Raw genomic sequence first — 26,449 nt, 5'->3', positions numbered from 1 at the left:
CATGGCGAACGCGAATCCGGTGAAGCGACAGATCGCGATGGTGCTCGACCTGAACAAGTGCATCGGCTGCCAGACGTGCACGATCGCCTGCAAGAAGCTCTGGAACAAGGACACCGGCACGGGCTATGCGTACTGGAACAACGTCGAGACGCTCCCCGGCGCCGGCTATCCGCGCGGTTGGGGCGAGAGCGGCGGCCGCACGCCCGACGGCGGAGTGAAGGCGGGCCGGATCCCGACGCTCGACGACGACTACGGGCGCGCCTGGACCTTCAATCACGACGAGGTGCGAAAGCGCGCAGGCGAGGGCGAGGGCAAGCCGTGGCTGCGCCCGAACGAGAAGCCCCACTGGGGCGCGAACTGGGACGAGGATCGCGGCGCCGGCGAGTACCCGCAGGACAACCACTACTTCTACCTGCCGCGCCTGTGCAACCACTGCACGCACCCGGCCTGCCTCGACGCCTGTCCGCGTCATGCGATCGAGAAGCGCGACGAGGACGGAATCGTGCTGGTCGATCAGGATCGCTGCCACGGCTACCGCTTCTGCGTCGAAGCGTGCCCGTACAAGAAGGTCTACTTCGATCCGCTGCGGCAGGTCTCGACCAAGTGCATCTTCTGTCTGCCGCGAATCGAGGAGGGCGTCGCGCCGGCGTGCGCGCGGCAGTGCCCGGGGCGACTGCGCTTCGTCGGCTATCTCGACGACGAAGCCGGGCCGATCTGGAAGCTCGTCCACAAGCACCGCGTTGCGCTTCCGCTGCACCCCGAGTTCGAGCTCGGCCCGAACGTCTTCTACGTCATGCCGATGAGCCCGCCCAAGCTCGATGCGCAGGGGCGTCCCACCGACGAGCCGCGAATTCCGACCCGCTACCTGGTGAGCCTGTTCGGCGAGCGCGTGCCGGAGGTGCTCGCGACGCTCGAAGCCGAGCGGGCCAAACGCCGCAGCGGAGAGCCGAGCGAGCTCATGGATCTTCTGATCGCCTACGACTGGAACCAGAACTTCGCGCTCGGCCCGCGCAAGCGGGAGGTGCTCTGATGCGCCGCAAGGTCTCGCTGATCGCTGCGCCGACGGGGATGTCTCCCGGCGGGTACGTCCCGGTCGCCTACGTGGGGCGAGACGCGCCGCGAACCCCGGTCGTCGAGCTCGAGACCTCGAAGTCCGGGAGTCTGTGGCGGGTCGAGCTGGTCTGGGCCTGCGCGCAAGAGCCGCGCGCGCTCGCCGACGACGTCGATCGATTCACCGACGCGGCGGCGGTTCTCGCGCCGTCGGTCGCCGATGCGCCGTGGCTCACGATGGGCGCGCCAGGGAAATCCGTCGAGGGGGCGCTCTGGCGCGCCGATCGCGAGCCGCTCTTCGGTGTGAGCGCCCAAGGCCTCGGAACCGTCACGCGCGCGGCGGCGCCGGCGGGCTGGCGCGCGAGCGCGGAGTGGAAGAGCGGACGCTGGCGGCTCTTGTTCGAGCTCGAGGGCTGGGCGCTGCTCGAAGCGCAGCGCAAGCTCGCGATCGCGGTGTGGCAGGGAGCGCAGAACGATCGCGGCGGTCTGAAGTCGGTCTCTTCCGGGTGGCTCGAGATCGCGGCGTGAGCGCGGCATCGCGCGCGCGGGCGCTGCCGTTCGTCGGCTGGGCGCGGATCTGGAGTCCGCTCGCCTCGCGCGAGCTTCGCGACGAAGCGTGGGACGCGCTCGGTCTGCCCGGACGCTTCGCCGACCTCGAGCCCGCGTACTGGGCCGCGTTCCACGTCGGCTCGCCGCGGCCCAGCGTTCCGCTCCTGCTGCACGCCGCGCTCGGCCTCGAGGGCGGGCACGCGCGCGAGGAGTGGATGCGCGTGCTCCACTTTCTCGGTCTGCGCTGGCAGGAGCAGGCGCTCCCGCCGGACCACCTCGCGCCGAGCTGCGAGGCTCTCGCGGCCGCGATCGACCGCGAGGACGACGTGCTCCCCGCTACCTGCTGCCCTGGTGCGCGGCGGCGCGCACGGGCCTGGGAGTAGCTCACGCCGCGCTCGGCGCTCTCACCGAGCGCTTCGAGTCCGATCTGCGCGCGCTCGGGGCGCTCGGACCCGATTCCGACTGAGCCGCGACTAGCGGTAGATCCGGACGCCGCCCGCGACGAACTCGCGCGACTTCTCGGCCAGCCCTTCCTCGAGCGCGACCGCGTCCTCGAGGCGCTTCTTCTGCGCGTACTCGCGCACCTGCTGGGTGATCTCCATGCTGCAGAACTTCGGTCCGCACATGGAGCAGAAGTGAGCGACCTTGGCGTTCTCCGCGGGCAGCGTGGCGTCGTGGTAGCGGCGCGCGGTCTCGGGATCGAGCGAGAGGTTGAACTGGTCCTCCCAGCGGAACTCGAAGCGCGCCTTCGAGAGCGCGTCGTCGCGGAGCCGCGCGCCCGGGTGACCCTTCGCGAGGTCGGCCGCGTGCGCGGCGATCTTGTACGTGATCACGCCCGTCCGCACGTCGTCGCGATCGGGCAGCCCCAGGTGCTCCTTGGGCGTCACGTAGCAGAGCATCGCCGTGCCCAGCGACCCGATCATCGCCGCGCCGATCGCCGAGGTGATGTGGTCGTAGCCGGGCGCGATGTCGGTCGTGAGTGGCCCGAGCGTGTAGAACGGCGCCTCGTGACAGACCTCGAGCTGCCGGTCCATGTTCTCCTTGATCAGGTGCATCGGCACGTGACCCGGGCCCTCGATCATGACCTGCACGTCGCTCTCCCAGGCGATCTTCGTCAGCTCACCCAGCGTCTCGAGCTCCGCGAACTGCGCGGCGTCGTTCGCGTCCGCGATCGAGCCCGGGCGCAGCCCGTCGCCGAGCGAGAACGCGATGTCGTAGGTCTTCATGATCTCGCAGATCTCGCGGAAGTGCGTGTAGAGGAAGCTCTCCTGGTGATGCGCCAGGCACCACTTCGCCATGATCGAGCCGCCGCGCGAGACGATCCCGGTGAGGCGATCGGCGGTGAGCGGCACGTAGCGCAGCCGTACACCGGCGTGGATCGTGAAGTAGTCGACGCCTTGCTCCGCCTGTTCGATCAGTGTGTCGAGGAAGAGCTGCGGCGTGAGCTCCTCCGCGCGCCCGCCGACCTTCTCGAGCGCCTGGTAGATCGGCACGGTTCCGATCGGCACCGGCGAGTTGCGGATGATCCACTCTCTCGTGGTGTGGATGTTCGCGCCGGTGGAGAGGTCCATCACGGTGTCGGCGCCCCACTGGATCGACCAGAGCAGCTTCTCGACCTCTTCGTCGATCGAGGACGAGACGGCCGAGTTGCCGATGTTCGCGTTCACCTTCACCAGGAAGCGCCGGCCGATCAGCATCGGCTCGCTCTCGGGGTGGTTCACGTTGTTGGGCAGGATCGCGCGGCCGCAGGCGATCTCGCTGCGCACGAGCTCCGGCGCCACGCCCTCGCGAAGCGCGGCGAACTCCATCTCGGGCGTCACGATGCCGCGCCGCGCGTAGTGCATCTGGCTGACGTTGCGGCCCGCGCGCGCGCGAAGCGGAGCGACGCGACGGCCGGGAAAGGCCGGCGTCGCGCTCGCGCGCCGGCCGTCGTCGTCGGGCCGCGCGGGCCGGCCCGGGTACTCCTCGACGTCGCCGCGCTCGCGGATCCAGGCGTCGCGGAGCTTCGGCAGGCCCGCCGTGAGATCGACCGAGAGCTGCGCGTCGCCGTGCGGTCCGCTCGTGTCGTAGACGCGGACCGGGCCATCGGCCGACTGTCCGGCGCGTGGCGTGAGCTCGATCTCGCGCAGCGGAACGCGCAGATCCGCGCGGGAGCCGAGCAGGTGGACGCGCCGCGAGCGAGGGAAGTGGCGGTGGTCGCTCATCGGCAGATCGTACCCTAGCGAAGCGACTTCAGCCGCCTCGCGTAGAGCTTGTGGAGCTTTGCGACCTTCGGCAGCGCGATCGCGGCGATGTAGGGCTGATGAGGATTCCGCGCCGCGTAATTCTGGTGGTATCCCTCGGCGGGAAAGAACTCCGCGAGCGGCTCCAGACGAGTCGCGATCGGCGCTGCGAAGATCTTCGCCCGCTCGAGCTGTGCGATGTACGCCTGTGCGACGCTCTTCTGCTCCTCGTCGGCGAAGAAGATCGCCGAGCGGTACTGTCGCCCGACGTCGTTGCCCTGCCGATCGACTTGCGTCGGATCGTGCGCGACCGAGAAGAAGACCTCGAGCAGCTCCCCGAAGCGGATCCGCGCCGGATCGAAACGGATCCGGATCGCCTCGGCGTGATTCGTCCCACCGCCGCAGACGGTCTCGTAGTCCGCCTTCGACGCGACATCGCCGACGTAGCCGGAAACGACCTCGAGCACGCCGTCCAGCGGCTGGAAGACGGCTTCGGTGCACCAGAAGCAGCCGCCCGCGAGGACCGCGGTCTGCGGCGCGGCTCCGGGTGCGGCGTGGATGTCTCGCTCGGGCTCTGGAAAATCTTCGCCGGCGGCGGCCATCAGCTCCCTCCTGGTCAAGGCTCGCTCGGGGGCGGGTGGCGATGGAGGGACTCGAACCCCCGACACGGCGGATATGAGCCGCCTGCTCTAACCAGCTGAGCTACATCGCCAGACTCGCGGGCGCAGAACACTAACCGGACCCGCGCGCGGCTGCTACAGGAGCGCGAGGTAGGCCAGCAGCTGGGACATCTGGTCGCTTCCGAGCTCGACGCCGCTTCCGGCCGCGACGGCGCGAACGGCCGACTCCAGATCCGCAAACCGCCCGTCGTGACCCCAGGGGCCGCGCGTCGCCACGCCGCGCAGCGTCGGGACCGAGAACCGACCACCCGTACCCACGTCGCTCGTCCGCGCGCGCGCGAACGCGGGCGCTGGGTGGCAGTCCGCGCAGCCCGCCTCGGCGAAGACCGCGAACCCCTTTCGCGCGGTCAGGTTCACCGGCTCGACGGGCGCTCCATCGGGCTGGATGCGACCGCGATCGAAGGGCGCAAGCGAGAGCAGATAGGACTCGAGGGCGTCCGCGTCCCGGCCCGACAGCGACCCGCCGCGCATCTCTAGCGCGAGCATTCGGTCCGTCGCAGCCCGAAGCGTCGTCGCCGAGCCATCCCAGAGGTAGGGCGCCGTCTGCCAGAGCCCGCGCAGGCTCGGCGTGCGCAGGCCTCCGGGCGTGCCCGGCTCGACGCTCTCTCCGTCCAAGTAGACCTTGCGATCCTCGCCGCCGCCCGGATGGCAGCTGGCGCAGCTTCGCGTGCCGTCGCCGGAGAGCCTCCGATCCGCGAACAGGGCTGCGCCGCGCTGCACCAGATCTGCGTCGAGGGCCGGCTTCGACGCCGGAGCCGGGCCGCCGATCCACTCGACCAGCACGCAGCCCGAGAGCAGCAGCCCGGTTGCGCTAAGAGCGAGCCAGGAGCGCATGCTTCTGCACCTTCCCCGAGGCCGTGCGCGGGAGCTCGGCGACCACGACCACCTCTCGCGGGAGCTTGTAGCGCGCCAGGCGCCGTCCCGCCCAGGCGAGCAGGGCGCTCGCATCGAGCTCGGCGCTCGCCGCGACCACGTAGGCGCGACCGGCCTCGCCCCAGGTCTCGTCGGGCACGCCCACGACCGCGACCTCGGCGACCTGCGGGTGCTGGCCGAGCACCCGCTCCACCTCGGCCGGGTACACGTTCTCTCCGCCGCTGATGTAGAGCTCCTTCAGACGGCCGACGAGCGTGATGATCCCCTCGTCATCCATCACGCCGAGATCGCCGGTGCGGTGCCAGCCGTCGATCCGGCTCTGCTCGGTCTCCTCCGGACGGCGCCAGTAGCCGGTCATCACGATCGGGCCGCGCACGACGATCTCGCCGCGGGTGCCGCGCGGAACGTCCCGCCCGTTCTCGTCGGCGATGCGCACCTCGCCGAAGGCGACCGGTCTTCCGACCGAGCCGGCCTTGCGAAGCGCGTCTGCCGCGTCCAGACAGCACAGGATCGATGTCTCGGTCTGGCCGTAGCCCTGCTTCAGGCGGATTCCCAGCCGCGCGTAGCGCTCGATCGTCTCGACGCCGAGCGCGGCTCCCGCGCTGAACGCGAAGCGCAGCGTTTCGAGCTTGGCCGGCTCGAGCCCCGCGGCGAGCATGCGCTCGTACATCACGGGCACCGCGCCGAGCAGGGTCGCTCGCTCCCGCGCGATGCAGTCCGCAAGCCCGATCGGATCGAAGCGGTCGACGAGCACGGCCGTCGCGCCGGCGAAGAGCGCGGGAACCGAGAGGATCTTCAGGCCGAAGGAGTGGAACAGCGGGATCGGCACCACGACGACGTCGTCGCCCACGAGCTCGAAGTAGCGCTCGGCGTTGCGCGAGTTCCAGTAGGTCTTGCGGTGCGGAAGCACGGCGCCTTTGGGTCGCCCGGTCGTGCCGCTGGTGTAGAGGATCGCCTGCGGGCTCTCGCCGCCGGGCGCGGCGGCGGGACGCTCGGCGCGACCGGGCATGCGCGCGCGGAGCTCGTCGGGAGCGAGCTGGTGCGTGCCGGACCGGTAGGGAATCTCGATCGCCCCCTCTCTCACCACCAAGCGCGGCTCGGAATCTTCGATCTGGAAGCCGAGCTCGGCCGCGGTGAGCCGGGTGTTCAGCGGAATCAGGATCGCGCCGAGCAGCGCGCTTGCGAAATACAGCTCCAGGTACAGAGGCTCGCTCGGGAGCGCGAGTGCGACCCGATCGCCCGCGACGACGCCGAGCGCCGAGAGGGCCGCGGCCGCGCGGTTCACGCGCGCCTCGAGCTCCGCGTACGAGATGCGCTCCCCGCTCGCCTCGACGACGAGCGCGGGGTGGTCGCCTCGGGCGTCGGCGTGGGCGGCGAGCCAGGTCCCGACGTTTGCTTCTGGCCCTGGATCGCGGCGCATGGCGGTGGCCCGAGTGTGACAGAATCGCGGCGTGAACCTCAAAGGCCAGCCGGTTCGAGTCGGAGATCTCGTCCACCAGGCGGAGCGCGCGATCTCGCCGCAGGTGATCGCGTTCTACTGCGACACCTTCGCCGACAGCAATTCGGTGTACGCGCGCGAGGGCGTCGCGCCGCCGCTGCTCTACCACAGCGAGGTCTACGCGCACCTGGAGCGCTGGTACCTGCGCAACCTGGTCGGAAACCTGCACGCGCGCCAGGAGTGGCTGCTCTTCGCGCCGATCCGCGCCGGCTCGACGGTGCGCACCCGCTCGACCGTGATCGAGCGCTATCGCAAGCGCGACCGCGACTTCGTCGTGAACGAGGTCGACTACTGCGACGAGAGCGGGAGGCTCCTGGTGCGTTCGCGAACGCACCAGTCGTTCCTCGCCGAGCTGCCGCAGGCGGACGGCGCGTACGTCGTGGACCGCGCCTCGGCGGAGAAGAAAGAGCGGCGCGCGGTCGGGGAGGGCGACGGCCCCGAGCTCGAGCCGGTCGAGCTACGGGTCGACCTCGCCACCTGCTGGCGCTTCTCGGGGCCCGCGCGGAACTACCACACCGACCCCGACGAGGCGAAGAAGCTCGGCTTTCCCGACGTCGTCGTGCAGGGGATGCTCTCGACCTGCCTCGCTTCGCAGGTCATGGGCAACGCGCACGGCATGGGCTGGCTCGCGGGTGGACGCATGGATCTGAAGCTCGTGAACGTGCTCTGGGGCGGCGAGCGCGTGCGCGCCCGCGCGAAACTTCGCTCGGAGAACGCAGAAGGCGCGTTCACGCGGCGCGAGTACGAGATCTGGGTCGAGAAGGACGACGCCAAGCGAACGATCGTCAGCGTCGGAGCCGCCTCAGCGCTGCTTCCCTGAGCTCTCCAGCAGCGCGTCGAGCGCCTGGGCCATCTCGTGCGCGGACGCGAAGCGGCCGTCCGGATCCTTCTGGCAGGCGCGCTTCAGGATCGCGACCAGCCCCTCGGGGATCTCCGGGCGCAGCCGGCGCGGATCGGGAAGCGGCGCGTGCAGCTGCTGGTCGACCACGCCTTCGCCGCTGAAGGGGCGCTCGGCGGTCGCCATCTCGAACATCGAGATCCCGAGCGCGTAGAGGTCGGCGCGCCCGTCGATCTCGTGGCCGAGGATCTGCTCCGGCGGCATGTACTGCGGCGTGCCGCGGGCCTCGGTGAGCGCCTCGCTTCCGGTCTCCAGCGCCTTGCTGATGCCGAAGTCCATCAGCTTCGCGCTGCCGTCGGCGGTGAGCAGGATGTTCGACGGCTTCACGTCGCGGTGGATCACGTTGGAGCGGTGCGCGTAGCCGAGCGCGCGGCAGATCTCGCGCCCGATCTCCGCGACGCGGTGGGGCGGAAGCGGCTGGCGGCTGCTCGAGCCGCGGATCCGCATCACCTCCCGCACGGTTCGACCCTGCACGTACTCCATCACGATGCACGGCTGGCCGTTCACCACCGCGACGTCGTAGATGTGCACGATGTTGGGGTGGTTCATCGCCGCCGCCGCGCGCGCCTCGGCGCGGAACATCTGCACGGCCTGCGGATTCGCGGCGAGCTCGCCGGGGAGGAATTTGATCGCGACGGCGCGCCCGAGCTCCCGGTCGCTCGCGAGATAGACGATGCCCATCCCGCCGCGCCCGATCTCGTCGCGAAGCTCGTAGCGGTCGTCGGCCGACGTCGCGAGCGACGGAGCCGTGGCGTTGCCGGGCGCGCGCTCGGCGAGCCGTTCGATTCGAGCCTCGATGTCGGCGTAGCGCGAATCGACCTGCGCGATGCGCTCGAGCGTGCCGACTGCACCCGCCACGTCGCCGATCCGCTCCAACGCGGTCGCGAGCAGGAGCAGAAGCTCCAGATCGTCCTTCGTGTAGCCGCTTCCCCCGGCCGACGCATCGAGCTTCTCCCTGGCGCGGTCGATCAGGCCCTTCTCGAGGAAGATCCTGGCGAGCAGCCGCGAGGCGTCGCGCGCTCCGGCCGCGCCCGACGGGATACGCGAAAGTGTGTCGACGGCGCGCTCGTAGGAGCCCAGCTCGTAGAATGCGCGGCCCGCGGCGAGGTGATCGCCGTCCTCGAGCGCCATCTCCGCCGCGCGCAGGCGGTCGCCCGCGCGCTCCCAGCAGGCGCGCGCCTCCGATCGCTTGCCCGCCCGCTCGAAGCAGCTCGCGGCGCGCTCGTGGACGCCCGCGCGCTCGTAGGCGCGGGCCGCCTGCTCCTGCTGGCCGACCTTCTCGTACAGCTCCGCCGCCTGGCGCGGATCGCCGGCCTCCGCGTAGCAGCCCGCCGCCTGATCCCATTCGGAGGCGGACTCGTAGAGCTCGGCGGCGCGGCGCAGCCAGCGCGGTGTGCGGCCGCGCGATTCGAGCAGCGTCTCCGCGGCCGCGATGCCCAGGCCCGCGCGGGCAAACAGCCGCGAGGCGCTCTCCGCATCGCCGAGCCGCCGGTGCAGCTGCGCGGCCCGTTCTAGATCGCCGGCGCGCTCGAAGAGCTCGGCGGCCTCGCGCTCCTCGCCCGTGAGAAGCAGCGCCTCGCCGGCTTCGCGCCAGAGGCCCGCGCTCTGGAAGTGATGCGCGGCCTCGGCGTGCCGGCCGAGCTCGGAATAGACGCGCGCGGCTCGCGCGGGCTGCTTCGCCAAAAGCAGCGCGCGAGCGAGCTTCGGCTTCGCGCCGGCGCGCTCGTAGAGCGGCAGAGCCCGCGCGACCTGCTGTCGCTCGACCAGCAGATCTGCCGCGCGCTCGAACTCGCCTTGCTCGACGAGCTTCCGGTACTCGACCTCGGCGTCGACGGGAGCGCCTCCGCGGCTCGACTTGTCACGGCGCAGCCGCCAGGCCAACAGGACGACGAGCAGGGCCGCCGCGGCGGCGAGCGCCGCGCCGACCGTCCAGTCGAAGCCGGCCGAAAGCCGGGTCAGCGATCCCAGGACGCGCTCGATCCAGGCGATCTCCGTCAAGAGAAGCCGCTCCCCCCCGCCTCGCGCTGCACGGCGCGTCAGAGGAGTCTTCGGCCCGCGGCAGAACCTTGTTTAGGGCCCCGGGAGCTTGGCGGCGACGGTCGGATCCGTACTCTGTCGCCGTGGATCCGATCCATCGGGAGCTGGCTCGATTTCTCCGCGCCCACGGGGTGCGGCGCGATGCCCGCGTGCTCGTGGCGGTCTCGGGCGGGGCCGACTCGGTCGCGCTCCTGCACGCGCTGCTCGGCATCGGCCAGCGCGTTGCCGCGGCGCACGTCCACCACGGGCTGCGCGGGCGCGAGGCGGACGCCGACCTCGCGTTCGTGGCGGAGCTGTCGCGATCGCTGGGGGTGCCATTCGCCTTCGAGAGGGTCGATGCGTCGGCGCGCGATGGCCGGTCCCCGGAGGCGCGCGCGCGCTCGCTCCGCTACGAGGCGCTCGAGCGGATCCGAGTGGCCGGGCATCACGCGCACCTGACGACGGCGCACCACCTCGACGATCAGGCCGAGACCGTGCTGCTCCGCGCGGTGCGCGGAACCGGGATCGGCGGGCTCGCAGCGATCCGTCCGAGCCTGGATGGCGGTCGCGTGCTTCGCCCGCTGCTCGCGACGCGACGTGCGGAGCTGCGCCGCTATCTCGCCGAGCGTGGGCTCTCGTTCCGCGAGGATGCGACCAACGGGGACCCGGCGACCCCGAGGAATCGCCTGCGCCTGGAGATCCTGCCGGCGCTCGACTCGATGCACCCGGGCGCGAGCGAGCGGCTGGCGTCGCTTGCGGAGCTGGCGGCGGAGCAGGACGCGGCGCTGATCGGAGCGCTGGGCGAGCGCCTCGAGCAGCTCTCCAGCCGCGGCGACGGCGGACTCTGGCTCGACGCTGCGAAGCTCGCCGCGCTCGAGGTCGGCCAGAGACGGCGCGCGCTGCACGCGCTGGCCGCCCGCGAGGGGCTGGACGCGGCGCTCTCCCGCGCGCACGTCGAGCGGATCGACGCGTTCGTCGCGCGCGGCGAGACCGGCCGTGAGCTCTCGCTCCCCTGCGGTTTCAAGCTGCTCCGAGATCGACAGCGGCTCTGGCTCGGCCCGTCGATCGGACCGAGTCCTCCCGCTCCGCTCCGCGTCGAGGTTCCGCTCGAGGGCTCGCTCGAATTCCCCGATCGAGGCCTCCGTCTCAGCTGGCACCCGTGCACCGCACCGGATCCCCCGCGTCGCCTGCTTCGCCTTCCCGCTCGTCCGCAGCTCGCACTGATCGCACGGAGTCCGAGCGCCGACGATCGGATTCTCTCGAGGGGTCGCGAGCGTCCGCTCAAGGAGGCGTTCGCCAGCGCCCGATGGTCCAGACAGGCGCGGGCGCGAGCGGTGGTCGTCGAGCGGGATGGAGAGATCGTCTGGGTGCCAGGTCTGTTTCGCAGCGAGGCAACGCGGGACGGCGAGGGCGGGCGCGAGCTTCGCGCCGTGTGCCTTCCAAGCCCGAGGTGAAGTTGCTAGATTGCAAGAGAATCCGAGCGTTTGGCGGCAGAACGCCGAGCCAGGCACTCCCCCGGAGGTGAGTTGAACCACCTTTACAAGAATCTGCTGACGCTTGCGATGGCCATGTTCGTGCTGCTGGCCATCTTCAGCCTGTTCGGCGGGACCCCGCAAGAGCCGAACGAGATCCGCTACTCGGACTTCCTCACGCGCCTCGAGGCGGGCGAGGTGGCTTCGATCACCGTCAAGGGCGAGCACATCGAAGGCAAGTTCGACGATGCCTCGACCTTCGCGACCAACGGGCCGGCCGGCGGCGACCGCTTCGCGAAGCTGCTGAAGAAGCACAAGGTCGACACGACCTACACCGCGCAGGACGACGGCGGGCTCTGGCAGTCGATGCTGATCAGCTGGCTGCCGATGCTGCTCTTCATCGGGCTCTGGTTCCTGCTCTTCCGCCAGCTGCAGTCGGGCGGGGGCAAGGCGATGAGCTTCGGCAAGTCGCGCGCGAAGCTGCTCTCCGAGAATTCACAGCGGGTGACGTTCGCGGACGTCGCGGGAATCGAAGAGGCGAAGTCCGAGCTCGAGGAGATCGTCTCCTTCCTGCGCGATCCCAAGAAGTTCACACGGCTGGGCGGACGGATCCCCAAGGGCGTGCTGCTGATCGGCCCCCCGGGAACGGGCAAGACGCTCCTCGCACGCGCGATCGCCGGCGAGGCTGGGGTTCCGTTCTTCTCGATCTCAGGCTCGGACTTCGTCGAGATGTTCGTCGGCGTCGGCGCGAGCCGCGTCCGCGATCTGTTCGGGCAGGGCAAGAAGAACGCGCCGTGCATCATCTTCATCGACGAGATCGACGCGGTCGGCCGTCATCGCGGAGCCGGGCTCGGCGGTGGCCACGACGAGCGCGAGCAGACGCTGAACCAGCTCCTGGTCGAGATGGACGGCTTCGAGTCGAACGAGGGCGTGATCATCATCGCCGCGACGAACCGACCCGACGTGCTCGATCCGGCGATGCTGCGGCCGGGGCGCTTCGACCGACACGTGACGGTGAACCGGCCCGACCTTCGCGGCCGCGAGGCGATCCTGCGCGTCCACGCGCGCCGGGTGCTGCTCGCGCCGGACGTGAACCTGACCGTGATTGCGCGAGGCACGCCGGGCTTCTCCGGCGCGGATCTCGAGAATCTGGTGAACGAGGCCGCGCTTCTCGCCGCGCGCCGCGACGGCGACTGCGTGGCGATGCGGGACTTCGAGCGCGCCAAGGAAAAGGTCATGATGGGCGCCGAGCGGCGCAGCCTGATCCTCTCCGAGAAAGAGCGGCGCATCACCGCCTACCACGAGGCCGGACATGCGCTGATCGGTATGCTCGAGGAGCACAGCGACCCGGTCCACAAGGTGACGATCATTCCGCGCGGCGGAGCCCTCGGCGTCACCATGACGCTCCCGACCGAGGATCGATACTGCGTGTCGAAGAACGAGCTGCTCGCGATGATCACCCGCGCGATGGGCGGGCGCGCGGCCGAGGAGCTGGTGTTCGACCACTTCTCGACCGGCGCCTCGAACGACCTGACGCAGGCGACCAAGATCGCCCGCGACATGGTGTGCAGCTACGGCATGAGCGAGAAGCTCGGCCCGATGAGCCTCGACGACGAACACGCGACGGTGTTCATCGGGCGGGAGTTCGGCGCTCCCTCCAAGCACAGCCCCGACATGGCGCGGCAGATCGACGTGGAGATGTCGGCGATCCTGACCGAGCGCTACGCACGGGCCAAGCAGATCCTGATCGACCACCGGGACGCGCTGGAGCGGGTCGCGCAGGCGCTGTTGGAGCGCGAGACGCTCGACGAGAGCGATCTTCGTCTGCTGCTCGAGGGCCGCCCGCTGCCACTCCTCGTCGAGCCGGTTGGCCGGGGACCGTCCGGCGCGGCCTCGAAGCCGGCGGCCGAGACGGAAGACGGCTCGCGCCGGCGCTTCGGCGAGAAGCCCATGCCCGATCCCGAGCCGGTTCCGGGCTAGGCGCATGCAGGAGCCGCGGCCGGAAACGCCCTCCGGCGCGCCGAGCGCTTCCCCGCGCGTGCTCGTGATGGGGATCGTGAACGTGACGCCCGATTCGTTCTCGGACGGTGGGCGGTTTCCCTGCGCCGAGGCCGCAATCGAGCACGGGCTTGCGCTCGTCGCGGAGGGCGCGGATTGGCTCGACGTCGGCGGCGAGTCGACGCGGCCGGGCTCCCGGCCCGTCTCCGAGGCCGAGGAGCGCGAGCGGGTGCTTCCGGTGATCGAGGGGCTCGCCAAGCGCACCGAGACGCCGATCTCGATCGACACCCGACGCGCCGCCGTGGCGGCCGCGGCGCTCGCGGCCGGCGCTCGGATCGTGAATGCGGTGGTGGGGCTGCGCGATGCCGAGCTGGCCGCGGTCTGCGCGGAGCACGGCGCCACCCTGGTGCTGAACCACATTCGCGGCGAGCCCGCGAGCATGCAACACGATCCCGTGTACGGGGACGTGGTCCGCGAGGTGCGCGACGAGCTGCTCGCGGAGGCTTCGCTGGCGCAGCGCGCCGGCGTCGCGCGTGAGCGCATCTGGCTCGACCCCGGCCTCGGCTTCGGCAAGCACCCGCTGCGACACAACCTGCCGCTGCTCGGCCGCTTGGACGAGATCGTCGCCACCGGCTACCCGATTCTGGTCGGCGCCTCGCGAAAGCAGTTCATCGGCGCGCTCACCGGGGCGCCCGTGTCGCGGCGTCTGCACGGGTCGCTGGCCGCGGCCGTGGCGGCGGTGCTCGCCGGCGCGCGCGCCGTGCGGGCCCACGACGTGGCCGAGACGCGACAGGCCGTCGACGTGGCGAGCGCGATCCGCGCCGCCCGCGCGCCGGAGCGCAATTGACCTGGCTCGTCTACACCTGGCTGCTCGAGCGCTGGGAGAGCTTTGCCGAGAACTTCCAGCCGCTGCGCGATTCGCTCGACATCCTCGTGGTCGCGTGGTGCGTGTACTGGCTGCTGATGCGCATCAAGGGCACGCGCGCCGCGCAGATGGCGCTCGGCCTGCTGGTGCTGGTCCTCGCCTGGCGGCTCTCGGACCTGCTGGAGCTCGCCACCGTCTCGTTCCTGCTCGACAACTTCCTGTCCTCGGGCCTGCTGATCCTGATCGTGATCTTCCAGGCGGACGTGCGCCGCGCGCTGACGCGCGTCGGTCGCGGGCTGTTCGCGCCGGCGCGAATGCACCAGGCCCACGCGATCGAGGAGATCGTGCGCGCCTGTCAGGCGCTCGCGCAGCGCCGCGTCGGGGCGCTGATCGCGATCGAGCGCGAGCTGCAGACCGACGAGTTCGTCGAGGACGGGACGGTGCTGGACGCCGAGCTCTCGCGCGACCTGCTGATCTCGCTCTTCCTGCCGTACTCCCCGCTCCACGACGGCGCGGTCGTGGTGCGCCGGGGCCGCGTCTTCTCCGCGGGCTGCATCCTGCCGCTCGCGACGCGCGGTGACCTCCCGAGCGCGTTCGGCACGCGCCACCGTGCGGCGGTCGGGCTCACCGAGGAGACCGACGCGCTCGTCGTGGTCGTATCGGAGGAGTCCGGGAGGATCGCGCTGGTCGCCGGCGGAGAGATCCGCGCCGACCTGGACGGGCCGCGCTTGCGCCAGGCGCTGCTCGAGCTCACGGGTGGCGAGCCGAGCGTCGAGACGCCGCCCGAGAAGGACGTGGTCGCCGATCCGGCGCGCGCTCTGGAGACCTGAGGGTCGCGATGTGGATCTTCGACCATCTGCTCTACAAGATCGTGGCGCTCCTGATCGCATGCGTCCTCTGGGCCTCCGCCCAGGGCGTCACCGACGCAGAGCAGAGCTTCGACATTCCGATCCAGGTCGAGGGCGTCCCGGAGGAGCTGGTGGTCGTCGAGGAATCGGCGCACGAGATCAACCTGCGTGTGATGGGAAGCCGCGCGGCGCTGCGACAGGTGGCGAAGAACGCGCCGCACTACTCGGTGTCGTTCGACGGCGCGAAGGCGGGCGAGGCGCGCCTGGCAGTCAACAAGGAGCAGATCGCGCTGCCGCGCGGCGCGCGCATCGTCGCGAGCTCGCCGTCGACGCTGGTCTACGCGCTCGAGCCGGTGGGCTCGAAGCTGGTGCCCGTCCGCGCCGACCTCGTTGGCGAGCCTCCGCCAGGCTTCAAGCTGAAGCGCGTCGCCATCGAGCCCAAGGACCTCGCGATCGCGGGCGCCAGGAGCGCGATCCGCAACCTGCGCGAGGTCGTCACCGATCGCATCGACCTGTCGGGCCTGCGCGAGTCCGCGACGCTCGAGAGCCCGGTGCTGCTCGGCACCCCGCACGTCTGGCGCAAGGATAGGAGCGCCACGCCGATCCGTATCAAGCTCGAGATCGAGCCGTCGCCCGACCCGATCGAGGGCGGCTGAAGCGGGAGGACTCGAATGGCGGCTTCGCGAAAGCTCTTCGGAACGGACGGGATTCGCGGTCGCGCGAACGTCCACCCGATGACCGGGGAGGTCATGCTGCAGCTCGGGAGGGCGCTGGCGCTGGTGTTCCGGCTCGGCCCGACCGGCGGACGCGCGCCGCGCGTTCTGATCGGCAAGGACACGCGCCGCTCCGGCTACATGCTCGAGGACGCGCTCGCCGCGGGGCTGTGCTCGATGGGCGTGAACGTGCTGCAGGTCGGGCCGATTCCGACGCCCGGGCTCGCCTTCCTGACCGTCGACATGCGCTGCGACGCGGGCGCGATGATCACGGCCTCGCACAACCCCTTCGAGGACAACGGCGTCAAGTTCTTCTCGCGCGACGGCTTCAAGCTTCCCGACGATGCCGAGGCCCGGATCGAGGAGCTGATGGGCGCGCCCGAGCTCGACGCGCACCGCGCGCTCGGCGCGGAGATCGGCAGCGCGCGCCGGATCGACGACGCCTCCGGCCGCTACATCGTCTTCCTGAAGAAGACCTTCCCGCGCCAGCACACGCTCGAGGGGCTCAGAGTCGCGATCGACTGCGCGAACGGCGCCGCCTACAAGGTCGCGCCCACCGTGCTCGAGGAGCTCGGCGCCGAGGTCGTGGCGGTCGGCCGGCAGCCGGACGGAACCAACATCAACGCCGGCTGCGGCGCGATGCACCCGGAGCACGTGGCCGCGGTCGCGCGCCAGTCGCGCGCGGACGTCGGGATCGCCGTGGACGGAGACGCCGATCGCGTGGTGCTGGTGGACGAGCGCGGCGAGATCGTGGACGGCGAGCAGGTGCTCGCCATGTGCGCGCTCGACATGAAGCGACGCCAGGCGCTCTCGCGGGACGCGGTCGTCGGAACGGTGATGAGCAACCTCGGGCTCGAGCGGGCGCTCGCGGGAATGGGCCTGGCGCTGGTGCGGGCCGACGTCGGCGATCGCTACGTCGTCGAGGCGATGCTTCGCGAGAAGATCAACCTGGGCGGCGAGCAGTCCGGTCACGTCGTGTTCCTGGACCAGAACACCACCGGAGACGGAATGCTCACGGCGCTTCAGGTGCTGGGGCTGATGCGCCGCGAGGATCGGCCGCTCTCGGAGCTGGCTCGCGTCATGGAGCGCACGCCGCAGGTGCTGCACGCCGTGCGCGTGCGCAGCAAGCCGGAGCTCGAGTCCCTGCCCGCGCTTTCGACCGCGCTCGCGCGCGTCGAGCGCAAGCTCGCGGGTCGCGGGCGGCTGCTGGTTCGTTATTCCGGCACGGAGCCGGTCGCGCGCGTGATGCTCGAGGGTGACGACCGCGTCGAGATCGAGACGATGGCATTGGAGCTCTGCGCGCTGATCGAGCGCGAGATCGGGGAGAACAGCTAGATGACGGAGCGGCGGCTCGTGGTGAATCTCGATCACGTCGCCACCGTGCGGCAGACCCGATCGGGCGTGGAGCCGGATCCGGTCACGGCCGCGACGCTCGCCGTGCTCGCCGGCGCCGACGGCATCGCCGTCCATCTCCGCGAGGACCGCCGCCACGTCCAGGATCGCGATCTGCGCGTGCTGCGTCAGACGATCCACGGCCGCCTCTGCCTGGAGATGGCGGCCACGCAGGAGATGTTGAAGCTTGCGCTCGACGTGCGCCCGGATTCGGTGACGCTCGTGCCGGAACGGCCCGAGGAGCTCGCCAGCGCGGGCGGTCTCGACGTCCAGAGCCGCATCGGCGAGATCGGCGAGATCGCCCGCGCGCTGCACGAGTCGGGCATCCGGGCCGGACTCTGCATCGACCCCGATCTCGAGCAGGTGAAGGCCGCGCATCGCGTCGGGGCGCGCGCGGTCGAGCTCCACGCCGGACGCTACGGCGAGCGCGGTCCGGACCACGACGAGGTGCTGCGGCGGATCGAGGACGCGGTCCGGCTCGCCGCGAAGCTCAAGCTCGAGATCGGCGTCGGGCACGGGATCGACTACGGAAACGTCGGCAAGCTCGCGGAGAACGACCTGATCGACGAGTTCTCGATCGGACACGCGATCGTGTCGCGCGCGATCTACGTCGGCATGGAGCGGGCCGTGCGCGAGATGAAGCAGATTGTCGGACACGCTTAGGGGCGTCGGGCTGGCTCTGGTCGAGGTCCCGCGCTTCCGCGCCGCGCTCGAGCGGCGGGGCGAGCGCATGCTCGCGCGCCTGTTCAGCCCCGCCGAGCTCGAGTACGCGCGGCGCAAGAGATCGGGCGAGCAGAACCTCGCCGCGCGCTTCGCCGCGAAGTGCGCCGGACGCGCAGCCCTGCGCGGCGTGCTCGGCCGGGCGCTCCCGCTCGGCGGGCTCGAGGTCACGCGGCGGCGAAGCGGCGAGCCGCGGCTTCGGCTGCGGGATCCGCTCGCGGGAGCGGCGCTCGAGCTCTTCGTCACGATCACGCACGACGCAGACTTCGCGCTGGCCAGCGTCTGGGTCGAGGCGGAAGCGTGAGCGCGGCGGCGCCGCGAGCGCGGAGCTGGCCGTGCCCGACGGGCGCGGAGATGCGCGCGATCGAGCGCGACGCGATCGAGCGCCTGGGGATCCCCGCCGGAGACCTGATGGAGACGGCCGGCCGAGCGGTCGCCGAGGCGATCGCTCGGCACTTCCCCGACGCGCGCAGTCCGCTGGTCGTCTGTGGCGGCGGCAACAACGGCGGAGACGGCTACGTCGCCGCGCGCGTGCTGGCCGGTCGGCGGCGCGGCGTGGCTCCGGTCGTTCTCGATCTCGCCGGAAGCCGCTCGCAGAGCCCCGAGGCCAAGCGCAATCGCGAGCGTCTCGAGAGCTCGGGTGTACGGGTCGAGCCTGCCGACGGCCCGCGCGCGCTCTCGGAGCTGCTCGGGGCCTGCGACCTCGTCGTCGACGCCATCTTCGGGACCGGGCTCACCCGCCCGGTGGAGGGCCGGACCGCGGAGGTCATGCGAGCGCTCGCCGCGAGCGGCTTGCCCTGCGTCGCGGTGGACCTGCCGTCGGGCCTTTCGAGCGAGACCGGTCGGCCGCTCGGGCTCGCGCTCGACGCGGATCTGATCGTGAGCTTCGGGCACGCGAAGCTCGGCCTCGCGCTGCTGCCGACCCGCGCGCGAATTCTGGTCGCGGAGATCGGTCTGCCCGCCGAGTCGGTCGAGCGCGCGAACGTCCACGCGCACGTGCTCTCGAGCGAGGCCGCGCGAGCGCTGCTGCCCGCCCGGCCGCTCGCGGGCCACAAGGGAAGCTTCGGGCACGTGCTGGTCGTCGGCGGCTCTCCCGGCAAGACCGGCGCCGTCCTGCTCGCGGCGCAGGGCGCGCTGCGCGGCGGCGCGGGGCTCGTGAGCCTCGCCTCGCCGCGCTCGCTGCTCTCGATCTACGCCAGCCGACTCGCCGAGGCGATGTGCGTCGTGCTCGATGATTCGACCGGTGGAGACCCGACAGGTCTGCTCGGCGCCGCGCATGTCGACGCACTGGTGCGCGAGCTCGCGAGCCGCGACGCGCTCGTGCTCGGCCCCGGCCTGGGCACGGACGCGAGCTCCGCGGCGCTCGCGCGCGAGCTGCTCGCCCGAACGAACGTGCCCGCCGTCGTCGACGCCGACGGGCTGAACGCCTTCACCGCCGAGCCCGAGCGCCTGCGCTCGACGGCGCCGCGGATCCTGACGCCGCACCCCGGCGAGGCCGCTCGCCTGCTGGGCACCTCGATCGATGCGATCGGCTCCGATCGCCCGGCTGCCGCGCGCGCGATCGCCGCGCGGAGCGGCGCGATCACGGTGCTGAAGGGAGCGCGAAGCGTGATCGCAGCTCCCGGCGGCGAGATCTGCGTGAACCCGACCGGTGGGCCGGGACTTGCGGCCGGCGGATCGGGTGACGTGCTCGCGGGGCTGCTCGGCGCGCTGCTGGCCCAGCGGCTCGGCGCCTGGGACACGGCGCGAATCGGGACCTATCTGCACGGGCTGGCCGGCGATCTCGGTCCGGATTCGGGCGGGCTGGCCTCGGAGCTCGCGAGTCGCATCCCGAGCGCACGCCAGGCGCTTCTAGTTCGCGAGGCGAGACCCGATGAGCCGGGAACTCTGCGTTCCTTCCCGTAGCCCGGAGCAGACCCGGCGGCTGGGCCGGATCCTCGGCGAGCAGCTCCGCGCGGGCGACGTCGTTGCGCTCACGGGCCCGCTCGGCGCGGGCAAGACCTGCCTGGTGCAGGGGCTGGCCGAGGGGCTCGGCGTCGACCCTAGCGTGGTGGTGACGAGCCCGACGTTCGGAATCGTGGCCGAGTATCCGGCCCGAGTCTGGCTTCGACACGCGGATTTCTATCGGGTAGAAAGCTACGCTCGCCTGCTCGACGCCGGATTCGACGACCTCTGCGACCAGAGCGGCGTTCTGGTCGTCGAGTGGCCCGAGCGCTTTCCGGAGGCGCTTCCCGGCGACCGGCTCGAGATCCGAATCGACCCGGGGCCAGGCGCAGAGGAGCGCCAGATCCGGATCCGAGCGCGGGGCGAGCGGGCGGCAAAGATCCAAGAGGAACTGCAAGCGCGATGGCGTTGATCGTCCAGAAGTTCGGCGGCACCTCGGTCGCGGGGGTCGAGCGCATCCGCAACGTGGCGCGGCGCGTGGTCGAGACGCGCAAGCAGGGTAACGACGTCGTGGTGGTCGTCTCGGCGATGGCCGGCGTCACCGATCAGCTCGTCGCGTACGCAAGCGAGATCTCGCCTGCTCCCGATCCGCGCGAGTACGACATGCTCGTCTCGACCGGCGAGCAGCAGACGATCGCGCTCACGGCGATGGCGATCCAGGGCCTCGGCGTGCCCTCGCGGAGCTTCACGAGCGCGCAGGTGAAGGTCCAGACCGACGACGACCACGCGCGCGCGCGCATCCTGCGCATCGACACCGAGCGGATCCGCGAGGAGCTCGCGCGCGGCGGCGTGCCGGTCCTGCCCGGCTTCCAGGGCGTGACCGACGAGGGCGAGATCACGACGCTGGGCCGCGGCGCCTCCGACACGACCGCGGTCGCGCTCGCGGCGGCGCTTCGCGCGGACGTGTGCGAGATCTTCACCGACGTAACGGGCGTGTTCACGAGCGATCCGCGCATCGTTCCCAACGCGCGCAAGCTTCCGCGCGTCTCCTACGACGAGATCCTGGAGATGGCGAGCCTGGGCGCGAAGGTGCTCGCCGTGCGCTCGGCGAAGATCGGCATGAAGTACCGCGTGCCGATCCACGTGCGCAGCACGTTCAGCGACGAGGAGGGCACCTGGGTGGTTCCGGAGAGCGAAGTGATCGAGCGGCTGGTCGTCTCGAGCGTGACCTACAACCGCAACGAGGCGAAGGTGACGATCTTCGGCGTTCCCGACGTGCCGGGAATCGCGGCGAAGATCTTCGTGCCGCTCTCCGACGCGGGGATCGTGGTCGACATGATCGTGCAGAACGTCTCGACCCAGGGGCACACCGACATGACCTTCACGGTCGCGCGCGGCGACATGCAGCGCGCGCTCGCGCTGGTCGAGGGGATCGCGCGCGGGCTCGGCGCCGCGGGCGTGAAGTCGGACGGCGGGATCTCCAAGGTCTCCGTCGTCGGTCTGGGCATGAAGGACCACGCCGGAGTCGCCGGCAAGATGTTCCGTGTGCTCTCCGAGCACGGCGTGAACATCCAGATGATCGGCACCTCGGAGATCAAGATCTCCGTCGTGATCGATGAGAAGTACACCGAGCTCGCCTGTCGGGCGCTTCACGACGCGTTCGAGCTCGGCGCGGCCGCGCCCGAGCCCGAAGCGGGCTAGCCGCTTGGATCCGCGCGTCGCCGAGACGAAGCCGGCACGCGCGCTCCTGTGGGCGCTGATGGCCGGGGCGACGCTGCTCGGCGTTCGCGCTCCCGCGGCGCCCGCCCGACTCGCGCTGGTTCGCGACGCGGGCACCTGCCGGCTCGCGGAGGTGGGAGCCGCGCCGATCTGCGCCTGCTCGGAGCTCCCCGACGACGCCCGGGCGGCGCTCGGTCTTCCGCGCGCGCTGAACTCGGCGAGCGCCGAGGTTCTCGAGCGCGTGCCGGGAATCGGCCCGATGCGCGCGAGCGCGATCGTCGCCGAGCGCGAGCGCGGCGGGGCGTTCGCCTCGCTCGAGGCGCTCTCGCAGCGCGTGCCGGGAATCGGGCCGAAAACGATCGACCGGATCCGACCCCACCTGTTCGCGGTGGAGCCGGATCCGGCCTGTGGAGCAAGGAGTCCGAGTTGAGTCGGATCGGCGTCTGCCGACCGGTACGGCAAGGAGGGCGTCCGGTCGAGGCGCGCGAGCCGGGCCAACGGTGGAGCAAGCGGCGTGCCCCGCGCGCCGGCCGCGCTGCGCGGGCCGCGCTGGCGACGGAGGCCCGATCGGGTGCGAATCGCGGAGGTCGGCTACCCAGGGCCGAAACTCGCTAGTCTGTCTTGCGCATGGCTGATGTGTACCTGGACTACAACGCCACCGCGCCGGTTCGCCCCGAGGCGCAGCGTGCGATCGCCGACGTGCTCGCGCACGTACACGGAAATCCGTCGAGCGCGCACGGCTTCGGAGCCGCGGCGCGCGCAGTGATCGCGAGAGCGCGCAAGCAGGTGGCCGACGCCCTGGGAGCGCCGCCCGAATCGATCGTCTTCACCAGCGGCGCCACCGAGGCGAACAACACCGTGCTGCGGCACGCCGCGCACGCGGCTTCGAGCGGCGAAGTCCATCTCGTGAGCTGTGCGACCGAGCACCCGGCGGTGCTCGAGGAGCTGCGCGCGCTCGCGGACGAGGGCTGCCGCGTCTCGATCCTGCCGGTCGAACGAGACGGTCGGCTCGATCCGGAGCGCTTCGAGGCCGCGCTCACGCCGACGACGCGGCTCGCCTCGGTGATGTGGGCCAACAACGAGACCGGCGTGCTCCAGCCGATCGCGGAGCTCGCGGCGCGCGCCGCCTCGCGCGGCGTGCCGTTCCACACCGACGCGGTCCAGGCGCTCGGCAAGCTTCCGCTCGCGCTCGAAACGCTTCCGGTGGCCTACGCCTCGTTCTCGGCGCACAAGCTCGGCGGGCCGAAGGGCGTCGGTGCGCTCTACGTCCGGCCCGGAGTCGAGCTCACGCCGCTCCTGCGCGGCGGATCGCAGGAGCGGGGCCGACGGCCCGGCACCGAGAACGTGCCGGGCATCGCCGGCTTCGGCGCGGCTTGCGCGGCCGCGCAGTCCGAGCTCGAGGTGGCGCACGCGCGGCACGAGCAGCTCCGCGAGCGGCTCTGGCAGGGGCTGCAGCGGGCGCTTCCGGATGCCGTGCGCAACGGCGCGCGTGCGCAGACGCTCGCTCACACGCTGAACGTCTCGTTTCCCGGCGCCTCGGGCGAAGCGCTGGTCGAGGCGCTCGATCTGGAGGGGATCGCGGTCGCGACCGGAGCCGCCTGTCACGCGGGCTCCACCGAGCCGTCGCACGTGCTCCAGGCCATGGGCTCGTCGCGCGAGCTCGGCACCAGCGCGATCCGCTTCAGCCTCGGGCCGGGAATCGACGATGCGGCCATCGCGCGCGTGCTCGAGGTCCTGCCGCGTGTGGTCGAGCGCGCGCGCAAGGCGAGCGCGACGTGAACCAGCGCTGGCTGGTCGCGATGAGCGGCGGCGTCGACTCCTCCGTCGCCGCGGCGATCCTCGCGCGTGCGGGGCACGAGGTCGTCGGCGTCACGATGGATCTGGGCGAGGGCTCGGCGCGAGACGTCGTCCCGCGCTCGGCGAAGAAGTGTTGCGGCCTGCCCGACGCCGAGGACGCGCGCGCCGTCGCGAGGACACTCGGCATCCGCCACTACACCGCGAACTACCGGGCCGAGTTCCGCGAGGCCGTGATCGAGCCGTTCGCCTCCGAGTACGCCGCAGGGCGCACGCCGATTCCGTGCATCGCCTGCAATCGCGTGCTGAAGTTCGATCTGCTGCTGCGCCGAGCCGAGGCGCTCGGAGCGCGCGGGGTCGCGACCGGGCACTACGCGCGGATCGCGCCGGCGCCCGATGGCGGGCTCGGGCTGTTCCGCCCGCGAGATCGCGAGAAGGATCAGACCTACTTCCTGTTCGACCTTCCGCGCGAGGCGCTGGCGCGGATCGCGTTTCCGCTCGGCGAGCTCGGCAAGCCGCAGGTCCGCGAGCTCGCGCGCGAGCTCGGCCTCGTGACGGCGGAGAAGCCCGAAAGCCAGGGGATCTGCTTCGTTCCGGACGGCGACGTCCGCGCGGCGCTCGCGCGGATCGCGCCGGATCGCGCTCCCCGGCCCGGCCCGATCACGACGGCGGAGGGGACCGAGCTCGGCCGCCACGACGGCGCGCTCGGCTACACGCCGGGGCAGCGCCGCGGCCTCGGCCTGTCCGGCGGGCCCTGGTACGTCCGCGAGGTGCGCCTGGCCGAGAACCGGCTCGTGGTCGATCGCGCGCCCGCGCTCGAGGCGCGAAGCGCGCGGATCGGGGGCGCGTCGTGGCTCGACGCGGAGCCGCCCGCGGGCCCGGTTCGCGTCGCAGTCCGTCACCGACACAAGTCCGTGTCGGCGGAGATCGAGACCGCGAGCGGGGGCCGGGCGGAGATCCGCTTCGCGGAGCCGGTCTGGGCGCCCGCGCCGGGACAGGCCGCGGTCGTCTACGACGCGGCCGATCTACGGGTTCTCGGCGGAGGGTGGATCGATGGCCCGGCCGAGTGAGCGGCGGCTCGAAGCGCTCTGCGAACGCCTGGGGCACCGCTTCGCGCGGCCCGAGCTGCTCCGGCAGGCGCTGACGCACCGCTCCCGGGCCAACGAGGACGGCGAGCCGGATGCGTGCAACGAGCGGCTCGAGTTCCTGGGCGATGCGGTGCTCTCGCTCGTCGTCGCGGAGCTTGCGATGTCGTCGCGCCCGTCGGCCTCCGAGGGCGAGCTCACCCACGCGCGAGCGGACGCGGTGAACGGAAAGGCGCTCGCCGACCACGCACGCGCGCTGGGACTCGACGAGCTGGTCCGGCTCGGGCGCGGCGAGGCGCGGCAGGGCGGGCGCGAGAAAGACTCGATCCTGGCGAACGTCTTCGAGGCCGTGGTCGGCGCGCTCTACCTCGAGGCAGGTCTCGAGGCCGCCCGTGAATTCCTGGAGCGCGAGCTCGGCGCCGGGCTCGCCGACCGCGAGAACGGCCCGCGCGACGCGAAGACGGAGCTGCAGCAGCGGCTGCACGCGGAGGGCCTGGCGGCTCCGGTCTACGCGACGCTGGCCGAGTCGGGCCCGCCGCACGCGCGCGAGTTCAGCGTTGCGGTGTCGATCGGCGAGCGGGTCTGCGGCAGGGGCGTCGGCCCGTCCAAGCAAGCCGCCGAGCAGATCGCCGCGCGGGAGGCGCTCGTCGCCCTCGTCGGAGACCGCGATTGAGCGCCCACCGCTGCGGCTTCGTCGCTCTGCTCGGCCGGCCCAACGCCGGCAAGTCGCAGCTCCTGAACGCGCTGCTCGGCGAGAAGCTCGCGATCGTCTCGGCCAAGGCGCAAACCACGCGAGCCCGAATGCTCGGCGTCCTCTCGCGTCCCGAGGCGCAGATCCTGCTGCACGACACGCCGGGACTGCACCGGGGCGAACGAAAGTTCAACCAGTGGATGAACGAGCGCGCCCTCGAGACTGCCGAAGGCGCGGATCTGCGCCTGCTGCTCTTCGAGGCCGGCGCACGCTGGGACGAGCCCGAGGAGCGCGTCGCGGCGCTCCCTGGGCCGCTCGTGCTGGCCCACACGAAGTGTGACCTCGGCCCTCCTGGCCGTGTGCCGCGACCGGAGCGCTTCGCGAGGATCGTCGAGATCTCGGCGCTCACCGGCCAGGGCCTCGAGGCGCTCGTCGAGGCGCTGGCCGGCCTGTTGCCCGAAGGGCCCGCGCTCTTTCCGGATGACACCCTCACCGACGCGAACATGCGCTTCCTCGGCGCTGAGCAGATCCGCGAGGTCGTCTACGAGCTGTACCGCGACGAGATCCCCTACGCAGTCGCGGTCGAGATCGACGAGTGGAAGGAGACCGACGACGCGCTGCGGATCCGCGCGAATCTGCTGGTCGAGCGCGAGTCGCAGAAGGGCATCGTGCTCGGCGCCGGCGGCGGCGCGCTGAAGGCGCTGGGCATCGAGGCGCGGCGGCGCCTGTCGGACCGGCTGGACAAGACCGTCCACCTGGCGCTCTGGGTGAAGCTGGACAAGAACTGGACGAAGCGGCCTAAGCGCGCGAGAGAGCTCGGGTATCTCTAATTGACGCAGCGCACGATGTTCGTGTAGCGTGCGATCGCCTCTGCGCCGTCGGCGCACCGTTTCCGAGCGAATCGTCTCGGCTCGGGATCGTGAAGCACTCGTCCAGGAAGGGGAGCCACAGCAATGACGGATGTCGTGATCTCGAGTGCCTGCCGCACGCCGATCGGATCGTTCCAGGGCGCGCTCGGCGCCCTCTCCGCGTCGGAGCTCGGCGCGGTCGCGGTGCGCGAGGCCGTGAAGCGCGCGGGGGTCGACCCCGGAAAGGTCGAGCGGGCGATCATCGGAAACGTGCTCTCCGCGGGGATGGGCCAGGCGCCGGCGCGCCAGGCGGTGATCAAGTCGGGCCTGCCGGTCTCGGTCGCCGCGATCACGGTGAACAAGGTCTGCGGCTCGGGCCTGCAGGCCGTGATGTTCGCGCGGCGCGAGATCCTGTTCGGCGATGCGCAGGTGATCGTCGCGGGCGGAATGGAGAGCATGACCAACTCGCCGTACGTGCTGCCGCAGGCCCGCGCGGGCTATCGCATGGGCAACGGCCAGATCATCGACACGATGATCCACGACGGCCTCTGGGACCCGTACAAGAACTTCCACATGGGAAACTGCGGCGACATGGTCGCGGCCAAGTACGGCTTCAGCCGAGAGGACCAGGAAG

General features: G+C 71.5%; 26 protein-coding genes and 1 tRNA gene. 21 read left to right on the top strand and 6 right to left on the bottom strand.

Annotated features, from left to right (window positions below; genetic code table 11):
- Nucleotides 1–37 precede the first annotated feature (37 nt).
- Genes FJ108_02435 through FJ108_02425 form a run of 3 tightly spaced genes read left to right on the top strand, consistent with a single transcriptional unit; the run spans nucleotide 38 to nucleotide 1,982 of the window.
- Complete coding sequence (locus FJ108_02435) at nucleotides 38–1,030, top strand: respiratory nitrate reductase subunit beta (GenBank protein MBM4334758.1); 993 nt, start codon at nucleotides 38–40, stop codon at nucleotides 1,028–1,030.
- Nucleotides 1,030–1,578: a hypothetical protein gene (locus FJ108_02430; GenBank protein MBM4334757.1), complete on the top strand. Its 549-nt coding sequence runs from the start codon at nucleotides 1,030–1,032 to the stop codon at nucleotides 1,576–1,578. The genes FJ108_02435 and FJ108_02430 overlap by 1 nt, the downstream gene beginning before the upstream one ends.
- The gene (locus FJ108_02425; protein MBM4334756.1) at nucleotides 1,575–1,982 is read left to right on the top strand and encodes a hypothetical protein; all 408 of its coding nucleotides are present in this window, start codon (nucleotides 1,575–1,577) and stop codon (nucleotides 1,980–1,982) included. Before FJ108_02430 ends, FJ108_02425 begins: the two co-directional genes overlap by 4 nt.
- A gap of 90 nt (nucleotides 1,983–2,072) precedes the next feature.
- On the opposite strand, the gene thiC is transcribed toward FJ108_02425, so the two are convergent.
- From thiC to FJ108_02400, 5 genes are all read right to left on the bottom strand, one after another.
- A complete protein-coding gene (gene thiC, locus FJ108_02420) occupies nucleotides 2,073–3,803 on the bottom strand; it encodes a phosphomethylpyrimidine synthase ThiC (protein MBM4334755.1) in 1,731 nt (576 codons plus the stop codon).
- A gap of 14 nt (nucleotides 3,804–3,817) precedes the next feature.
- On the bottom strand, nucleotides 3,818–4,423 hold the full coding sequence (msrA, locus tag FJ108_02415; protein ID MBM4334754.1) for a peptide-methionine (S)-S-oxide reductase MsrA: 606 nt from the start codon (nucleotides 4,421–4,423) through the stop codon (nucleotides 3,818–3,820).
- 33 nt (nucleotides 4,424–4,456) lie between these two features.
- Nucleotides 4,457–4,533: transfer RNA gene (locus FJ108_02410), tRNA-Met, on the bottom strand.
- Nucleotides 4,534–4,576: 43 nt separating this feature from the next.
- A complete protein-coding gene (locus tag FJ108_02405; GenBank protein ID MBM4334753.1) occupies nucleotides 4,577–5,449 on the bottom strand; it encodes a hypothetical protein in 873 nt (290 codons plus the stop codon).
- Entirely contained in the window at nucleotides 5,313–6,794 is a 1,482-nt protein-coding gene (locus FJ108_02400; protein ID MBM4334752.1) for a long-chain fatty acid--CoA ligase, read from the bottom strand. The genes FJ108_02405 and FJ108_02400 overlap by 137 nt, the downstream gene beginning before the upstream one ends.
- A gap of 31 nt (nucleotides 6,795–6,825) precedes the next feature.
- On the opposite strand from FJ108_02400, the gene FJ108_02395 reads away from it, so the two are divergent.
- Nucleotides 6,826–7,692, top strand: a complete 867-nt coding sequence (locus FJ108_02395; protein ID MBM4334751.1) for a hypothetical protein — start codon at nucleotides 6,826–6,828, stop codon at nucleotides 7,690–7,692.
- On the opposite strand, the gene FJ108_02390 is transcribed toward FJ108_02395, so the two are convergent.
- The gene (locus FJ108_02390) at nucleotides 7,675–9,768 is read right to left on the bottom strand and encodes a hypothetical protein (GenBank protein ID MBM4334750.1); all 2,094 of its coding nucleotides are present in this window, start codon (nucleotides 9,766–9,768) and stop codon (nucleotides 7,675–7,677) included. The two genes, FJ108_02395 and FJ108_02390, sit on opposite strands and share 18 nt — an antisense overlap.
- Before the next feature lie 122 nt (nucleotides 9,769–9,890).
- On the opposite strand from FJ108_02390, the gene tilS reads away from it, so the two are divergent.
- From tilS to FJ108_02305, 17 genes are all read left to right on the top strand, one after another.
- The gene (gene tilS / locus FJ108_02385; GenBank protein ID MBM4334749.1) at nucleotides 9,891–11,240 is read left to right on the top strand and encodes a tRNA lysidine(34) synthetase TilS; all 1,350 of its coding nucleotides are present in this window, start codon (nucleotides 9,891–9,893) and stop codon (nucleotides 11,238–11,240) included.
- A gap of 108 nt (nucleotides 11,241–11,348) precedes the next feature.
- Nucleotides 11,349–13,238: an ATP-dependent metallopeptidase FtsH/Yme1/Tma family protein gene (locus FJ108_02380; protein ID MBM4334748.1), complete on the top strand. Its 1,890-nt coding sequence runs from the start codon at nucleotides 11,349–11,351 to the stop codon at nucleotides 13,236–13,238.
- A gap of 4 nt (nucleotides 13,239–13,242) precedes the next feature.
- Entirely contained in the window at nucleotides 13,243–14,103 is an 861-nt protein-coding gene (gene folP, locus FJ108_02375) for a dihydropteroate synthase (protein ID MBM4334747.1), read from the top strand.
- The gene (locus FJ108_02370) at nucleotides 14,100–14,951 is read left to right on the top strand and encodes a TIGR00159 family protein (protein ID MBM4334746.1); all 852 of its coding nucleotides are present in this window, start codon (nucleotides 14,100–14,102) and stop codon (nucleotides 14,949–14,951) included. The genes folP and FJ108_02370 overlap by 4 nt, the downstream gene beginning before the upstream one ends.
- An 8-nt stretch (nucleotides 14,952–14,959) precedes the next feature.
- Complete coding sequence (locus tag FJ108_02365; GenBank protein ID MBM4334745.1) at nucleotides 14,960–15,625, top strand: hypothetical protein; 666 nt, start codon at nucleotides 14,960–14,962, stop codon at nucleotides 15,623–15,625.
- A gap of 15 nt (nucleotides 15,626–15,640) precedes the next feature.
- Entirely contained in the window at nucleotides 15,641–17,017 is a 1,377-nt protein-coding gene (locus tag FJ108_02360; GenBank protein MBM4334744.1) for a phosphoglucosamine mutase, read from the top strand.
- Nucleotides 17,018–17,737, top strand: coding sequence for a pyridoxine 5'-phosphate synthase (locus tag FJ108_02355; GenBank protein ID MBM4334743.1), 720 nt, complete (start codon nucleotides 17,018–17,020; stop codon nucleotides 17,735–17,737).
- Nucleotides 17,721–18,098: a holo-[acyl-carrier-protein] synthase gene (gene acpS, locus FJ108_02350; GenBank protein MBM4334742.1), complete on the top strand. Its 378-nt coding sequence runs from the start codon at nucleotides 17,721–17,723 to the stop codon at nucleotides 18,096–18,098. The genes FJ108_02355 and acpS overlap by 17 nt, the downstream gene beginning before the upstream one ends.
- Nucleotides 18,095–19,699, top strand: coding sequence for an NAD(P)H-hydrate dehydratase (locus FJ108_02345; protein MBM4334741.1), 1,605 nt, complete (start codon nucleotides 18,095–18,097; stop codon nucleotides 19,697–19,699). The genes acpS and FJ108_02345 overlap by 4 nt, the downstream gene beginning before the upstream one ends.
- Nucleotides 19,668–20,150 carry a tRNA (adenosine(37)-N6)-threonylcarbamoyltransferase complex ATPase subunit type 1 TsaE gene (gene tsaE / locus FJ108_02340; GenBank protein MBM4334740.1) on the top strand — a complete coding sequence of 161 codons (483 nt, stop codon included), beginning with the start codon at nucleotides 19,668–19,670 and terminating at the stop codon, nucleotides 20,148–20,150. Before FJ108_02345 ends, tsaE begins: the two co-directional genes overlap by 32 nt.
- Nucleotides 20,141–21,379 carry an aspartate kinase gene (locus FJ108_02335; GenBank protein ID MBM4334739.1) on the top strand — a complete coding sequence of 413 codons (1,239 nt, stop codon included), beginning with the start codon at nucleotides 20,141–20,143 and terminating at the stop codon, nucleotides 21,377–21,379. Before tsaE ends, FJ108_02335 begins: the two co-directional genes overlap by 10 nt.
- Nucleotides 21,380–21,437: 58 nt before the next feature.
- Nucleotides 21,438–21,827, top strand: coding sequence for a helix-hairpin-helix domain-containing protein (locus FJ108_02330; GenBank protein ID MBM4334738.1), 390 nt, complete (start codon nucleotides 21,438–21,440; stop codon nucleotides 21,825–21,827).
- Between the two features lie 197 nt (nucleotides 21,828–22,024).
- The gene (locus FJ108_02325) at nucleotides 22,025–23,176 is read left to right on the top strand and encodes a cysteine desulfurase (protein ID MBM4334737.1); all 1,152 of its coding nucleotides are present in this window, start codon (nucleotides 22,025–22,027) and stop codon (nucleotides 23,174–23,176) included.
- A gap of 20 nt (nucleotides 23,177–23,196) precedes the next feature.
- Nucleotides 23,197–24,261, top strand: a complete 1,065-nt coding sequence (gene mnmA, locus FJ108_02320; protein MBM4334736.1) for a tRNA 2-thiouridine(34) synthase MnmA — start codon at nucleotides 23,197–23,199, stop codon at nucleotides 24,259–24,261.
- Nucleotides 24,245–24,949, top strand: coding sequence for a ribonuclease III (rnc, locus tag FJ108_02315; protein MBM4334735.1), 705 nt, complete (start codon nucleotides 24,245–24,247; stop codon nucleotides 24,947–24,949). The genes mnmA and rnc overlap by 17 nt, the downstream gene beginning before the upstream one ends.
- Nucleotides 24,859–25,797: a GTPase Era gene (locus tag FJ108_02310; protein MBM4334734.1), complete on the top strand. Its 939-nt coding sequence runs from the start codon at nucleotides 24,859–24,861 to the stop codon at nucleotides 25,795–25,797. The genes rnc and FJ108_02310 overlap by 91 nt, the downstream gene beginning before the upstream one ends.
- A gap of 123 nt (nucleotides 25,798–25,920) precedes the next feature.
- Nucleotides 25,921–26,449, top strand: a 529-nt coding sequence (locus tag FJ108_02305) for an acetyl-CoA C-acyltransferase (protein ID MBM4334733.1), incomplete at its 3' end; no start/stop codon positions are given.

Source organism: Deltaproteobacteria bacterium, assembly GCA_016875225.1.
Lineage (GTDB): Bacteria > Myxococcota_A > UBA9160 > SZUA-336 > SZUA-336 > VGRW01.
Note: the sequence above shows the minus strand (reverse complement) of the source record. Positions and strands in the feature narration are given on the sequence as shown.

Excerpts from the sequence above, each read along its gene's own strand:
- FJ108_02435 (MBM4334758.1), top strand. The coding sequence starts at position 38 with ATGGTGCTCGACCTGAACAAGTGCATCGGCTGCCAGACGTGCACGATC.
- FJ108_02430 (MBM4334757.1), top strand. The coding sequence starts at position 1,030 with ATGCGCCGCAAGGTCTCGCTGATCGCTGCGCCGACGGGGATGTCTCCC.
- thiC (MBM4334755.1), bottom strand. The coding sequence starts at position 3,803 with ATGAGCGACCACCGCCACTTCCCTCGCTCGCGGCGCGTCCACCTGCTC.
- msrA (MBM4334754.1), bottom strand. The coding sequence starts at position 4,423 with ATGGCCGCCGCCGGCGAAGATTTTCCAGAGCCCGAGCGAGACATCCAC.
- FJ108_02405 (MBM4334753.1), bottom strand. The coding sequence starts at position 5,449 with ATGCGAGCGCCCTGCTCGCCTGGGCGGGACGGCGCCTGGCGCGCTACA.
- FJ108_02400 (MBM4334752.1), bottom strand. The coding sequence starts at position 6,794 with ATGCGCCGCGATCCAGGGCCAGAAGCAAACGTCGGGACCTGGCTCGCC.
- FJ108_02380 (MBM4334748.1), top strand. The coding sequence starts at position 11,349 with ATGGCCATGTTCGTGCTGCTGGCCATCTTCAGCCTGTTCGGCGGGACC.
- folP (MBM4334747.1), top strand. The coding sequence starts at position 13,243 with ATGCAGGAGCCGCGGCCGGAAACGCCCTCCGGCGCGCCGAGCGCTTCC.
- FJ108_02365 (MBM4334745.1), top strand. The coding sequence starts at position 14,960 with ATGTGGATCTTCGACCATCTGCTCTACAAGATCGTGGCGCTCCTGATC.
- FJ108_02360 (MBM4334744.1), top strand. The coding sequence starts at position 15,641 with ATGGCGGCTTCGCGAAAGCTCTTCGGAACGGACGGGATTCGCGGTCGC.
- FJ108_02355 (MBM4334743.1), top strand. The coding sequence starts at position 17,018 with ATGACGGAGCGGCGGCTCGTGGTGAATCTCGATCACGTCGCCACCGTG.
- tsaE (MBM4334740.1), top strand. The coding sequence starts at position 19,668 with ATGAGCCGGGAACTCTGCGTTCCTTCCCGTAGCCCGGAGCAGACCCGG.
- FJ108_02335 (MBM4334739.1), top strand. The coding sequence starts at position 20,141 with ATGGCGTTGATCGTCCAGAAGTTCGGCGGCACCTCGGTCGCGGGGGTC.
- FJ108_02330 (MBM4334738.1), top strand. The coding sequence starts at position 21,438 with ATGGCCGGGGCGACGCTGCTCGGCGTTCGCGCTCCCGCGGCGCCCGCC.
- FJ108_02325 (MBM4334737.1), top strand. The coding sequence starts at position 22,025 with ATGGCTGATGTGTACCTGGACTACAACGCCACCGCGCCGGTTCGCCCC.
- mnmA (MBM4334736.1), top strand. The coding sequence starts at position 23,197 with ATGAGCGGCGGCGTCGACTCCTCCGTCGCCGCGGCGATCCTCGCGCGT.
- rnc (MBM4334735.1), top strand. The coding sequence starts at position 24,245 with ATGGCCCGGCCGAGTGAGCGGCGGCTCGAAGCGCTCTGCGAACGCCTG.